Annotated in this window: 14 protein-coding genes, 1 pseudogene and 1 other annotated feature; all 15 genes and pseudogenes read left to right on the forward strand. The window is 41.4% G+C overall.

The genetic code is table 11. The features are described 5' to 3' along the window. Positions 1–74 precede the first annotated feature (74 nt). The 15 genes and pseudogenes from radA to nusG all read left to right on the forward strand — a co-directional run bounded on the left by radA (position 75) and on the right by nusG (position 12,425). Positions 75–1,454, forward strand: a complete 1,380-nt coding sequence (radA, locus tag AC0VYC_RS00590; protein ID WP_017359160.1) for a DNA repair protein RadA — start codon at positions 75–77, stop codon at positions 1,452–1,454. Positions 1,455–1,456: 2 nt separating this feature from the next. After that, the gene (disA, locus tag AC0VYC_RS00595; RefSeq protein WP_007496267.1) at positions 1,457–2,536 is read left to right on the forward strand and encodes a DNA integrity scanning diadenylate cyclase DisA; all 1,080 of its coding nucleotides are present in this window, start codon (positions 1,457–1,459) and stop codon (positions 2,534–2,536) included. Positions 2,537–2,689: 153 nt separating this feature from the next. Beyond that, on the forward strand, positions 2,690–3,790 hold the full coding sequence (locus tag AC0VYC_RS00600; protein ID WP_003217214.1) for a PIN/TRAM domain-containing protein: 1,101 nt from the start codon (positions 2,690–2,692) through the stop codon (positions 3,788–3,790). Between the two features lie 13 nt (positions 3,791–3,803). After that, positions 3,804–4,493 (forward strand): 2-C-methyl-D-erythritol 4-phosphate cytidylyltransferase, encoded by a 690-nt coding sequence (gene ispD, locus AC0VYC_RS00605; protein WP_008345432.1) that lies wholly within the window; start codon positions 3,804–3,806, stop codon positions 4,491–4,493. A gap of 3 nt (positions 4,494–4,496) precedes the next feature. Further along, positions 4,497–4,973 carry a 2-C-methyl-D-erythritol 2,4-cyclodiphosphate synthase gene (gene ispF / locus AC0VYC_RS00610; RefSeq protein WP_007496273.1) on the forward strand — a complete coding sequence of 159 codons (477 nt, stop codon included), beginning with the start codon at positions 4,497–4,499 and terminating at the stop codon, positions 4,971–4,973. Between the two features lie 94 nt (positions 4,974–5,067). Further along, complete coding sequence (gene gltX, locus AC0VYC_RS00615) at positions 5,068–6,519, forward strand: glutamate--tRNA ligase (RefSeq protein ID WP_327872199.1); 1,452 nt, start codon at positions 5,068–5,070, stop codon at positions 6,517–6,519. Beyond that, positions 6,520–6,749 (forward strand) — a binding site (T-box leader). Between the two features lie 81 nt (positions 6,750–6,830). After that, positions 6,831–7,483, forward strand: a pseudogene (gene cysE, locus AC0VYC_RS00620) (serine O-acetyltransferase). Continuing rightward, on the forward strand, positions 7,480–8,880 hold the full coding sequence (cysS, locus tag AC0VYC_RS00625) for a cysteine--tRNA ligase (protein WP_024718297.1): 1,401 nt from the start codon (positions 7,480–7,482) through the stop codon (positions 8,878–8,880). The pseudogene cysE and the gene cysS overlap by 4 nt, the downstream one beginning before the upstream one ends. Positions 8,881–8,883: 3 nt before the next feature. Further along, a complete protein-coding gene (locus tag AC0VYC_RS00630; RefSeq protein WP_008345428.1) occupies positions 8,884–9,315 on the forward strand; it encodes a Mini-ribonuclease 3 in 432 nt (143 codons plus the stop codon). After that, positions 9,299–10,048, forward strand: coding sequence for a 23S rRNA (guanosine(2251)-2'-O)-methyltransferase RlmB (gene rlmB / locus AC0VYC_RS00635; RefSeq protein ID WP_017359163.1), 750 nt, complete (start codon positions 9,299–9,301; stop codon positions 10,046–10,048). Before AC0VYC_RS00630 ends, rlmB begins: the two co-directional genes overlap by 17 nt. Before the next feature lie 2 nt (positions 10,049–10,050). After that, positions 10,051–10,563 (forward strand): ribosome-dependent mRNA decay endonuclease Rae1/YacP, encoded by a 513-nt coding sequence (rae1, locus tag AC0VYC_RS00640; protein ID WP_007496285.1) that lies wholly within the window; start codon positions 10,051–10,053, stop codon positions 10,561–10,563. A gap of 63 nt (positions 10,564–10,626) precedes the next feature. Continuing rightward, on the forward strand, positions 10,627–11,283 hold the full coding sequence (gene sigH / locus AC0VYC_RS00645; protein WP_008345424.1) for an RNA polymerase sporulation sigma factor SigH: 657 nt from the start codon (positions 10,627–10,629) through the stop codon (positions 11,281–11,283). Positions 11,284–11,359: 76 nt separating this feature from the next. After that, complete coding sequence (gene rpmG, locus AC0VYC_RS00650; RefSeq protein ID WP_008356502.1) at positions 11,360–11,509, forward strand: 50S ribosomal protein L33; 150 nt, start codon at positions 11,360–11,362, stop codon at positions 11,507–11,509. 34 nt (positions 11,510–11,543) lie between these two features. Beyond that, a complete protein-coding gene (gene secE / locus AC0VYC_RS00655; protein WP_008345422.1) occupies positions 11,544–11,720 on the forward strand; it encodes a preprotein translocase subunit SecE in 177 nt (58 codons plus the stop codon). 171 nt (positions 11,721–11,891) lie between these two features. Continuing rightward, a complete protein-coding gene (gene nusG, locus AC0VYC_RS00660; RefSeq protein WP_003217197.1) occupies positions 11,892–12,425 on the forward strand; it encodes a transcription termination/antitermination protein NusG in 534 nt (177 codons plus the stop codon). The last annotated feature ends 18 nt before the right edge of the window (positions 12,426–12,443 follow it).

A 12,443-nucleotide genomic window follows, 5' to 3' on the forward strand; every position in this document is an offset into this window, starting at 1 on the left:
GAGGCATACCAGTAAGTTGGATGCCTCCCTTTACTTATTTTCTGACCAGTATAAGGAGTTGTATTCTTCAATCTATGGCTAAGTCAAAATCAAAATTTATATGCCAATCGTGCGGTTATGAGTCAGCCAAATGGATGGGGAAATGTCCCGGCTGCGGCACTTGGAACAGTATGACAGAAGAGGTCGTTCGTAAAGAGCCGGCAAATCGTCGAAGTGCGTTTAATCATTCTGTTCAAACCATTCAAAAACCTTCACCTATATCTGCAATTGAAACATCCGAAGAACCCCGAATTAAAACGAATTTAGAAGAATTTAACCGAGTATTAGGAAGTGGAATTGTCAAAGGTTCACTCGTTCTTATTGGCGGTGATCCTGGGATTGGGAAGTCCACACTATTATTACAAGTTTCAGCACAGCTATCAGATCAAAATCAGAATGTGTTATACATATCTGGTGAGGAATCAATCAAACAAACGAAGCTTAGGGCGGACCGTCTCGGTATTGAAAGTGCCTCTTTACATGTTTTGGCTGAAACCGATATGGAGTATATAACGTCTGCTATACAAGAGATGAAACCCGCTTTTGTTGTGGTCGATTCAATTCAAACCGTTTATCAAAGCGATATCACGTCAGCTCCTGGATCTGTTTCTCAGGTGAGGGAATGCACTGCCCAGCTGATGAAAATTGCCAAGACGAATGGTATTCCTATTTTTATCGTTGGTCACGTGACGAAGGAGGGCTCGATTGCTGGGCCGCGCCTTTTAGAGCATATGGTAGATACAGTTCTTTATTTTGAAGGGGAGCGCCATCATACGTTTCGTATTTTACGGGCAGTGAAAAACCGTTTTGGTTCAACGAATGAATTAGGAATTTTTGAAATGAGAGAGGAAGGGCTCACAGAGGTATTAAACCCATCAGAAATCTTCTTAGAAGAGCGGTCAGCAGGTGTATCTGGATCGTGTGTTGTTGCCTCAATGGAAGGAACAAGACCTGTTCTAGTGGAGATACAAGCACTTATTTCACCGACGAGCTTTGGGAATCCACGGAGAATGGCTACTGGCCTTGATCATAACCGAGTGTCATTGCTTATGGCCGTTTTAGAAAAACGGGTAGGGCTGCTACTGCAAAACCAAGATGCCTACTTAAAGGTCGCAGGTGGTGTGAAACTTGATGAACCAGCGATAGACTTGGCTATTGCCGTTAGTATTGCATCAAGTTTTAAAGATGCAGCGCCGCATCAAGCAGATTGCTTTATAGGAGAAGTGGGTCTGACGGGAGAAGTCAGAAGAGTATCAAGAATTGAACAGCGTGTGCAGGAAGCTGCTAAACTAGGATTTAAGCGAATGTTTATTCCTCAGGCGAATATAGATGGATGGAAAAAACCGAGAGGGATTGAGTTAGTCGGTGTAGAAAATGTAGCAGAGGCACTTCGTATTTCACTAGGGGGATCATAGAAATGGAAAAAGAGAAAAAAGGAGCGAGAGAAGTCGATCTCTTAGATATTGTCCAGTTTGTGGCACCGGGGACACCCCTGCGGGCAGGGATTGAAAACGTCCTAAGAGCCAATACTGGAGGGCTCATTGTTGTTGGTTATAATGATAAAGTGAAAAGTGTGGTAGATGGAGGATTTCATATTAATTCTGCTTTCTCCCCAGCACATTTATATGAATTGGCGAAGATGGATGGGGCGATTATTTTAAGTGACTCTGGTCAAAAGATCTTGTATGCGAATACACAGCTCATGCCGGATGCAACCATTCATTCATCAGAAACAGGTATGAGACACCGAACGGCTGAACGTGTAGCAAAGCAGACAGGTTGCTTAATCATTGCCATTTCTGAACGTCGGAACGTCATTACCTTATACCAAGGGAATCGACGATATACGTTGAAAGATATTGGTTTTATTTTGACGAAGGCCAACCAAGCGATACAAACACTTGAGAAATATAAAACCATTTTAGACCACGCCATTTCTGCGTTAAGCGCCTTAGAATTTGAAGAGCTTGTGACCTTTGGTGATGTATTATCCGTGCTACATCGTTATGAAATGGTACTTAGAATCAAAAATGAAATCAATATGTATATCAAAGAGCTTGGGACAGAAGGACACTTGATCCGTCTGCAAGTCAATGAGCTGATTACAGATATGGAGCAGGAAGCGGCGTTATTTATTAAAGATTACGTGAAAGAAAAGATCAAAGATCCATATGTGCTGTTGAAACAGCTCCAAGATATGTCGAGCTTTGAACTTTTAGATGATTCCATTTTGTACAAGTTACTCGGCTATCCAGCATCTACAAATATTGACGAATATGTGTACACTAGAGGATACAGATTACTTCATAAAATCCCTAGACTGCCTATGCCAATCGTTGAAAACGTGGTCGAAGCATTTGGTGTGCTAGATCGAATTATGGAAGCAGATGTACAAGATTTGGATGAAGTAGAAGGAATTGGAGAAGTAAGAGCGAAAAAGATAAAAAAAGGATTAAAAAGACTGCAAGAAAAACATTATATCGACCGTCAGCTATAAAAAGAGAAATTTTTCTTAAATACGGTTAAAAATGGATGAATATGGGTATATTAATGATGGTTTTGTTTTCTGTTCATGATGATAGGAAACTTAAGCATATATCAATGTCAGATGAAGGTGGATTGACAGATGAAAAATAAAGGAGGTGAAGGTATGTTAAAAAGAATCGTTCAGGCGTTTTTTATCATTTTCGGTGCAGTTGTAGGGATTTTTATCATTCCAGAGTTATTTCTGCTGTTAAATGTGAAGGACATACCTTTCATAACAAATGCTTACTCTTCAGCACTAATAGGAGCCGCTGTGTTCTTTATCATTGGTAAATGGTGCACAGGCTATGTGGTTAATTGGGTGAAATGGATCGAGGATTCTCTATTGAAGGCGCCTCTTCCTGATCTTATATCTGGAAGTTTCGGTTTAGTATTTGGACTTATTCTAGCATATCTTATTGTAAACGTGATCCCGCTAAACAATATCCCATATCATATTTTTGGTACCATTATTCCGATTTTCCTGGCTTTCTTTTTAGGATACCTTGGATTTCAGGTAGGGTTTAAGAAGAAGGATGAAATGATGGGGCTGTTCTCCCGATCTGCAAAGGTCACAAAGAAAAAAGGAGCAGCTGATGATGAACCTGAAATAGAAGATAAAAAGCTGAAAATTTTAGACACAAGTGTTATCATTGATGGAAGAATCGCAGATATTTGTCAAACTGGATTCCTAGAAGGTGTGATGGTCATTCCTCAATTTGTACTCGAGGAATTACAGCATATTGCAGACTCTTCTGATGTATTAAAGAGAAATAGAGGCCGAAGAGGTCTTGATATTTTAAATCGTATCCAAAAAGAACTGGATATTAAAGTTGAAATTTACGAAGGTGACTTTGAAGATATTCAAGAGGTTGACAGCAAGCTTGTGAAACTCGCTAAGTTAACTTCAGGTGTTGTTGTGACAAATGATTTTAATTTAAATAAAGTATGCGAACTTCAAAAAGTAGCAGTGTTAAACATCAATGATCTAGCCAATGCAGTCAAACCGGTTGTACTGCCTGGGGAAGAAATGAAGGTACAGGTCATCAAAGATGGGAAAGAGCATAACCAAGGTGTTGCTTACTTAGATGACGGTACGATGATTGTGGTCGAAGAAGGACGCAATTATATTGGAAAAGACATTGATGTGCTCGTCACGAGTGTGCTGCAAACTGCTGCTGGAAGAATGATTTTTGCGAAGCCAAAACTTCTGGAGAAGGCGCTCTAAAGGGAGAACGAACATGTATTATGAAGTAGTTATTCCGGCTGCGGGGCAGGGGAAGCGAATGAAGGCCGGCCGCAATAAACTTTTTATTGAATTGAAAAGAATGCCGGTCATCATCCACACACTGAAGGTGTTTGACGCTCATTCACAATGCAGACGCATGATCTTAGCGATCAATGAAGAAGAGCGTCGTGACTTTGAAAGGCTACTGAAGGTACACGCTTTTCAAACGCCTGTTTCACTTGTCACTGGCGGTGAAGAACGGCAGCAAAGTGTATACGAAGGGTTGAAGGCTGTGCAAGATGCGGACATCGTGCTTGTTCATGATGGCGCAAGGCCTTTTATTAAGCATACACAGATTGACTTGCTCGTTAAAGCAGCGATTGAAAAAGGCTCCGCAGTCGTAGCGGTACCAGTGAAAGACACAATCAAACGCGTTCAAGAAGGCAAAGTGGAACAAACCATTGAACGTCAGAGCTTGTGGGCAGTCCAGACCCCACAAGCTTTTCGTCATTCTATTTTAAAAGAAGCGCATGAACACGCGGAGCGGACAGGCTTTCTTGGAACAGATGACGCCAGTCTTGTGGAACAATTACACGGTGAGAGTGTTTATATTGTCCAAGGAGACTATACCAATATTAAACTGACAACACCGGATGATTTATTGGTTGCCAAGGCAATTATGGATGCGGAAAGAGGGTACTAGAACATGTTTAGAATAGGACAAGGTTTTGATGTGCATCAATTAACAGAGGGAAGACCTCTTATTATTGGCGGTGTGACGATCCCTTATGAAAAGGGTCTACTTGGGCATTCAGATGCGGATGTACTGCTTCATACTGTGGCGGATGCCTGCCTAGGTGCGATTGCAGAAGGAGATATCGGCAGACATTTCCCAGACACGGATCCGGAGTTTAAAGATGCAGACTCTTTTAAATTACTTCAGCACGTGTGGGCACTTGTAAAAGAAAAAGGCTATACACTGGTGAATATCGATTGCACGATCATGGCGCAAAAACCAAAGATGGCACCATACATTCAGCCAATGTGTGAGAAAATCGCAGAAGCCCTTGAGGCAGATGTCACACAGGTGAATGTCAAAGCAACAACGACAGAGAAACTTGGATTTACAGGAAGAGGCGAAGGAATTGCCTCTCAAGCAACCGTACTTCTTCAGAAAAAGTAAAATCCGTTTTGATGAGAATGGGTTTTGATGATAAAATACGTTTATAAAAAATTGGTGTCAGACAACATGATGCAGATGAAAGGAAGTTAAACTCATGGGAAATGAAGTGCGTGTTCGTTATGCACCGAGTCCAACTGGTCATTTACATATTGGGAATGCTAGAACGGCTCTTTTCAACTATTTGTTCGCACGCAGTCAAGGCGGCAAATTTATTATTCGAATCGAGGATACGGATCAAAAGCGTAATGTAGAAGGCGGAGAAGAAAGTCAGCTTCGCCACCTGCAATGGCTCGGGATTGATTGGGACGAGAGCATTGATAAAGATGGCGGCTACGGTCCTTACAGACAATCAGAGCGTAATGATATTTACAAAAAATATTATGACGAGCTACTAGCGAAAGATTTGGCATATAAGTGCTATTGTACGGCTGAAGAACTAGAAGAAGAGCGAGAAGCACAAATTGCCCGCAGTGAAATGCCTCGATATTCTGGTAAATGCAGTCATTTATCAAAAGAAGAAGAGGACAAGCTGATTGCGGAAGGAAGAGAGCCAAGCATCCGCTTCCGAGTGCCTAAAGGAGAAATCATCAAATTTGACGATATGGTCAAAGGCGAGATTTCATTTGAAACAGACGGCATCGGTGACTTTGTTATTGTGAAGAAAGATGGTACGCCAACGTATAACTTCGCTGTAGCGGTGGATGATCATTTGATGAAAATGACTCATATTCTTCGCGGTGAGGATCACATCTCGAATACACCTAAACAAATTATGGTCTTCAATGCATTTGGCTGGGATGTTCCGCTGTTCGGACATATGACGCTGATTGTAAACGAGAACCGCAAGAAATTAAGCAAGCGTGATGAATCAATTATCCAGTTCATCGAACAGTATAAGAACTTGGGCTATTTACCAGAAGCTTTGTTTAACTTCATTGCACTGCTTGGATGGTCTCCAGTTGGTGAAGAGGAACTATTTACAAAAGAGCAGTTCATTGATATTTTCGATGTCAATCGACTTTCTAAGTCACCAGCTCTATTTGATATGCATAAACTAAAATGGGTGAATAACCAATACGTAAAAGCACTTGATCTTGATCAAGTTGTGGCACTTACACTTCCACATCTTCAAAAGGCAGGCAAGGTAAGTGAGCAGCTGACAGAAGAAGAAAACACGTGGGTGCGCAAACTCATTTCTCTATACCACGAGCAATTGAGCTACGGAGCAGAAATTGTTGAGTTAACAGAGTTGTTCTTTAAGGAACAAATTGAGTATAATCAAGAGGCAAAGGAAGTTCTTGCAGAAGAGCAAGTACCAGAAGTGATGGCTTCGTTTGCAGGTCAGCTTGAACGTCTTGAGTCTTTCACACCTGATGAAATCAAAGTTGCCATTAAAGCGGTACAAAAAGAAACAGGGCATAAAGGTAAGAAACTATTCATGCCAATTCGTGTGGCTGTCACTGGACAAACGCATGGCCCAGAGCTTCCGCAAAGTATTGAACTACTAGGTAAAGAGACGGTATTAAACCGCATTAAACAAATATAAGGAAAATCGTTGCGAGGGAGAAGTACAATGTTATCGTCCATCACAGAAAGAGTCTTCACCGGCTGAAAGAGACTTATGGGCAGACGTTGGAAATGCACCCTCAAGACCCTTGAGGAACACGTATGTTAGTATGCAAGGGCGGTACCCTCCGTTATGGGATGAAGTTGAGAAGGCTGCGAAATGAGGGCTTTCTAAACAGAGTGGAACCGCGTTTTCAAAACGTCTCTGTCATATGGCAGAGGCGTTTTTTATTTGTCCAAAAAAGAGAGCAAGTCCTAAGAGAGATTGATGGGGAAGAACGGGGGGAGCATGTGTTTTTCAAAATGCTGAAAGAAGATATTGATACTGTGTTTGATCAGATCCTGCTGCTAGAAGCTATCTTGAAGTAGTGCTAACCTATTCAGGGCTTCATGCGATTTGGGCTCATCGTGTTGCGCATGCATTTTACAAGCGTAAGCTGTATTTTCTTGCGCGGATCATTTCTCAGGTCAGCCGGTTTTTCACAGGGGTTGAGATTCACCCAGCAGCAACCATCGGCCGGCGGTTCTTTATTGATCACGGCATGGGCGTCGTGATTGGGGAAACATGTGAAATTGGCGATAACGTCACTGTTTTCCAAGGCGTGACATTAGGGGGAACAGGGAAAGAAAAGGGAAAGCGGCATCCAACTATTTTGGACGATGCCCTGATTGCGACTGGTGCTAAGGTGCTCGGTTCCATTACCGTAGGAAAAGGGTCCAAGATTGGTGCGGGGTCTGTTGTGTTAAAAGACGTACCAGACCATTCCACTGTTGTAGGTATACCTGGGCGAGTGGTCGTTCAAAATGGAAAGAAAATCAATCGTGATCTCAATCATCAAGATTTGCCAGATCCCGTTTCTGATCGTTTCAAAGAATTGGAGCGAGAAATGGAAAAGCTAAAACGTGAGCTGGCTTCATTGAGCAGAAAGGAAGAACAATCATGACAATCAATATTTATAATACATTGACACGTAAGAAGGAAGAGTTTGTCCCACTTGAACCAGGAAAGGTGAAAATGTATGTATGCGGACCAACCGTGTATAACTACATTCATATCGGGAATGCAAGACCTGCCATTGTATATGACACGGTACGTAAGTATTTAGAATATAGCGGCTATGATGTGAATTTCGTATCCAACTTTACTGATGTGGATGATAAACTCATCAAAGCAGCAAATGAATTAGGCGAAGATGTCCCAACGATTGCTGATCGATTTATCCAAGCATACTTTGAGGACGTCAGTGCATTAGGCTGCAAAAAAGCAGACCTTCACCCGCGAGTGACAGAAAATATGGATGATATCATTGCGTTTATCGCCACATTGATTGAAAAAGGCTACGCCTATGAAGCAGATGGTGACGTGTATTACAGCACACGCTCATTTGAAGGCTACGGAAAACTGTCTCACCAATCGATTGATGAATTAAAGACAGGTGCCCGTATTCGTGTAGGTGAGAAGAAACGAGATGCGCTGGACTTTGCTTTATGGAAGGCTGCAAAGGACCAAGAAATCTCATGGGATAGCCCGTGGGGCGAAGGACGCCCAGGCTGGCATATCGAATGCTCAGCCATGGTTAAAAAATATTTAGGTGATACGATCGATATTCATGCAGGCGGACAGGATTTAACCTTCCCTCATCATGAAAATGAAATCGCTCAATCTGAGGCTTTGACAGGCAAACCTTTTGCAAAGTATTGGATGCATAACGGATATATTAATATTGAGAATGAAAAAATGTCAAAATCACTAGGTAACTTTGTGCTCGTGCATGACATTGTGAAAGAACAAGATCCTGACGTACTTCGATTCTTTATGTTGTCGGTTCACTACCGTCATCCAATTAACTACTCAATGGACTTACTAGAGAGTACAAAGAGTGCGTTTAACCGACTCAAAACGTCGTATGCTAATTTACATCATCGCCTTGAAAGCAGCACGAATATCACAGAAGATAACACTGAATGGTTGACAAAGATTGAAGAGCAGCGAGCGACATTTATTTCTGAAATGAATGATGACTTCAATACGGCAAATGCCATCTCTGTTTTATTTGAACTAGCGAAACAAGCGAATTACTATATGGAAAATGATCATACTTCCGAGGAAGTGATCAAGGCATTTATTGGCTTGTTCCAAGAAATCACATCAGTCCTCGGCTTCTCACTAGAAGAAAAGCACACGCTTGACGAAGAGGTAGAAGCATTAATTGAGAAGCGGAATGAAGCTAGAAGGAATCGTGACTTCGCATTGTCTGATCAAATTCGTGACCAGTTAAAGAGCATGAATATTGTATTGGAGGACACTCCTCAAGGTACGCGCTGGAAAAGAGGAGAATAGGTCATGTTGAATTTTGAAAAGCTGAAAGACGGAAAACAGTTGAACGGACTTGCACTTGCTTATATGGGTGATGCCATTTTTGAAGTATACGTGAGGCATCACCTCCTCCAAACGGGGGCGACCAAACCAAATGAGCTTCATAAACGTGCAAGTAAAATCGTTTCAGCTAAATCTCAGGCCGCTATTTTATTTGAGCTTCAGCAGAAGGGCTTTTTCACAGAAGCGGAAGAAGCGGTGCTGAAAAGAGGAAGAAATGCAAAATCAGGCACAGTGCCTAAAAACACAGACGTTCAAACGTATCGTTATAGTACAGCGTTTGAAGCGCTCATGGGTTATTTATTTATTGAGAAGCAGGACGAACGCTTAGAAGAGTTGATTAGTCAGGCGATTGAAATCGGAACGTCAGGGAGGAAGACAAATGAGTCAGCAACATGATTATGTGATTGGGAAAAATGCAGTGATTGAAACACTGAAGTCAGATCGGGAGTTATACAAGCTCTGGATGGCAGAAAACACTGTAAAAGGACAAGCCCAGCAGGTCATTGAACTCGCGAAAAAGCAAAATATCACCATTCAGTATGTTCCGAGGAAAAAGCTTGATCAGATGGTAACAGGTCAGCACCAGGGAATCGTTGCACAAGTAGCAGCATATGAATATGCAGAATTGGACGATTTGTATCAAATTGCTGAAAAGCGGAATGAACAACCATTTTTCATCATCTTAGATGAAATTGAAGATCCGCACAATTTAGGGTCGATCATGCGTACGGCCGATGCTGTTGGTGCACATGGAATCGTCATTCCAAAACGACGAGCGGTAGGCTTGACGACAACTGTTGCGAAAGCATCTACTGGAGCCATTGAACATATCCCGGTCGCAAAAGTAACCAATCTTTCCAGAGCTCTTGATGAAATGAAAGAAAGAGGAATCTGGGTCGCAGGAACAGATGCATCTGCGAAGCAGGACTACAGACAATTTGATGGCACGATGCCTCTCGCTCTTGTCATCGGCAGTGAAGGAAAAGGTATTGGCCGATTGATTAAGGAAAAATGTGATTTCTTGATTAAATTGCCAATGGCCGGGAAGGTCACTTCATTAAATGCATCAGTTGCCGCTAGTCTATTGATGTATGAAGTGTATCGAAAACGTTATCCGTTAGGAGAATAGAGATGGACATCCTCTTAGTCGATGGATACAACATGATAGGTGCATGGCCTCGTTTGCAGCACTTAAAAGAAAACAGCTTTGAAGAAGCCAGAGACGTGCTGATTCAACATTTAGCAGAATATCAAGCATATACAGGGTATCGAGTCATTGTCGTATTCGATGCCCATATGGTCAAAGGAATCGAAAAGAAGCGGACAAACCACCGAGTAGAGGTCATCTTTACAAGAGAAAATGAAACGGCTGATGAGCGGATTGAAAAACTGGCACAAGACTTAAATAACATTCGGACGCAAATTCATGTGGCGACCTCTGATTATACAGAACAATGGGCGATTTTTGGACAGGGTGCACTTCGTAAGTCAGCACGAGAGCTCTTAAGAGAGATAGAAGTGATTGAACGAAAGATTGAAACACGTGTCAAAAAGATTACTTCTGATAAACCAGCATCCAAAATTGAATTGTCAGAAGATGTATTGAAAACGTTTGAAAAATGGCGGCGGGGAAACTTGGAATAGCTTGACGATATTTCAACCATTATTGTATAATATTTCTATCTAGGTGCGGTCGGGGGGATCGAAGTGAATCTAAACAACAGCAAGGGTAAGTCCATCAGAGAGCAATTTTGCCAGTTGGAAGATGAACAAGTCATTGAAAGGGTTCATGTCGGAGATAGTGATGCGCTAGATTATTTAATAACGAAATACCGCAATTTTGTACGTGCGAAAGCAAGATCTTATTTCTTGATTGGAGCGGATCGAGAGGACATTGTCCAAGAGGGGATGATCGGACTTTATAAGTCTATCCGCGATTTCAGAGAGGACAAGCTTACTTCATTTAAGGCTTTTGCAGAATTATGTATTACCCGCCAAATTATCACCGCAATTAAAACAGCTACTCGCCAAAAACATATCCCGTTAAATTCCTATGTATCATTAGACAAGCCGATATACGATGAAGAATCGGACAGAACATTATTGGACGTCATTTCCGGTGCTAAAGCGCTTAACCCAGAAGATTTAATCATTAGCAAAGAAGAATTTGATGATATTGAAATGAAAATGGGTGAATTACTAAGCGAGCTGGAAAGAAAGGTACTTGTGCTTTATCTTGATGGCAGGTCCTATCAGGAGATTTCTGAAGATTTAAACCGTCATGTGAAATCAATTGATAACGCACTCCAAAGAGTAAAGAGAAAATTAGAGAAATATTTAGAGCTGCGCGAGATCAGTCTCTAATCAAACCTATATTGACAGCTTTTTCGACACTGTGATAAGGTACTAAGGAAATGATGTCGAGAAAATAGGTGTAAATATGAGGAAAAAGATTACTCTAGCCTGTAAAGACTGCGGAAGCCGCAATTATACGACAATGAAAAGTGTTGCTTCAGCAGCTGAAAGATTAGAAGTTAAGAAATATTGCAAGACTTGTAATTCACATAAAACACATTTAGAAACGAAGTAGGATTTGCGTTCTTTAATCTGTGGAGGTCTTTTACATGCGTATTATCAGTTTCTTAAAAAGTGTCGGGAAAGAAATGAAAAAGGTCAGCTGGCCAAAGAAAAACGAAATGGTCCGCTACACGATCACTGTTATTTTAACAGTCGTATTTTTTGCCATCTTTTTCTCTTTTCTTGATATAGGAATCTCACAATTAATCGAATTAATTCATTAATACTTGAATAATGGTCTGCTGAACGTGCTATAATAGATCATAATATGACTTGCCAAAAAACCCGTTTTACGGGTTTTTTCAATTGCTTGAAAATATTTACCGGTACTCGAGATTCGTCAAATAGACATTACGAAATGTGGGGAGGGAAGGACTAAATAGTCCTGAACGAAAATGGAAAAGAATTGGTATGTTGTGCATACGTACTCTGGCTATGAGAACAAAGTGAAAGCGAACTTGGAAAAGCGTGTTGAATCAATGGGCATGCAGGATAAAATTTTCCGCGTTGTTGTACCAGAAGAAGAAGAAACGGACATTAAAAACGGTAAGAAAAAAGTAGTGAAAAAGAAAGTATTCCCTGGATATGTGCTAGTAGAAATCGTCATGACTGACGATTCTTGGTATGTCGTTCGTAATACACCAGGTGTGACAGGATTCGTTGGATCAGCTGGATCAGGCTCTAAGCCGACAGCGTTATTACCTGGCGAAGCGGAAACCATTCTGAAGAGAATGGGACTTGAAGAGCGCAAGACAGAAATCGACTTCGAACTAAAAGAAACAGTCAAGGTCATCGATGGACCATTTGCTAACTTCACAGGCTCTATCGAAGAGATTGATTATGATAAAAGCAAAGTCAAAGTATTCGTTAATATGTTTGGTAGAGAAACTCCTGTGGAACTTGAGTTCACACAGATCGATAAATTGTAATTTAAAAGAGCTTGAAAT

Source organism: Bacillus sp. iso_77, from assembly GCF_056173625.1.

What these genes read in the sequence shown, in the direction of transcription:
- radA (WP_017359160.1), top strand. Translation starts at nt 75, where the DNA reads ATGGCTAAGTCAAAATCAAAATTTATATGCCAATCGTGCGGTTATGAG.
- disA (WP_007496267.1), top strand. Translation starts at nt 1,457, where the DNA reads ATGGAAAAAGAGAAAAAAGGAGCGAGAGAAGTCGATCTCTTAGATATT.
- AC0VYC_RS00600 (WP_003217214.1), top strand. Translation starts at nt 2,690, where the DNA reads ATGTTAAAAAGAATCGTTCAGGCGTTTTTTATCATTTTCGGTGCAGTT.
- ispD (WP_008345432.1), top strand. Translation starts at nt 3,804, where the DNA reads ATGTATTATGAAGTAGTTATTCCGGCTGCGGGGCAGGGGAAGCGAATG.
- ispF (WP_007496273.1), top strand. Translation starts at nt 4,497, where the DNA reads ATGTTTAGAATAGGACAAGGTTTTGATGTGCATCAATTAACAGAGGGA.
- gltX (WP_327872199.1), top strand. Translation starts at nt 5,068, where the DNA reads ATGGGAAATGAAGTGCGTGTTCGTTATGCACCGAGTCCAACTGGTCAT.
- cysS (WP_024718297.1), top strand. Translation starts at nt 7,480, where the DNA reads ATGACAATCAATATTTATAATACATTGACACGTAAGAAGGAAGAGTTT.
- AC0VYC_RS00630 (WP_008345428.1), top strand. Translation starts at nt 8,884, where the DNA reads ATGTTGAATTTTGAAAAGCTGAAAGACGGAAAACAGTTGAACGGACTT.
- rlmB (WP_017359163.1), top strand. Translation starts at nt 9,299, where the DNA reads ATGAGTCAGCAACATGATTATGTGATTGGGAAAAATGCAGTGATTGAA.
- rae1 (WP_007496285.1), top strand. Translation starts at nt 10,051, where the DNA reads ATGGACATCCTCTTAGTCGATGGATACAACATGATAGGTGCATGGCCT.
- rpmG (WP_008356502.1), top strand. Translation starts at nt 11,360, where the DNA reads ATGAGGAAAAAGATTACTCTAGCCTGTAAAGACTGCGGAAGCCGCAAT.
- secE (WP_008345422.1), top strand. Translation starts at nt 11,544, where the DNA reads ATGCGTATTATCAGTTTCTTAAAAAGTGTCGGGAAAGAAATGAAAAAG.
- nusG (WP_003217197.1), top strand. Translation starts at nt 11,892, where the DNA reads ATGGAAAAGAATTGGTATGTTGTGCATACGTACTCTGGCTATGAGAAC.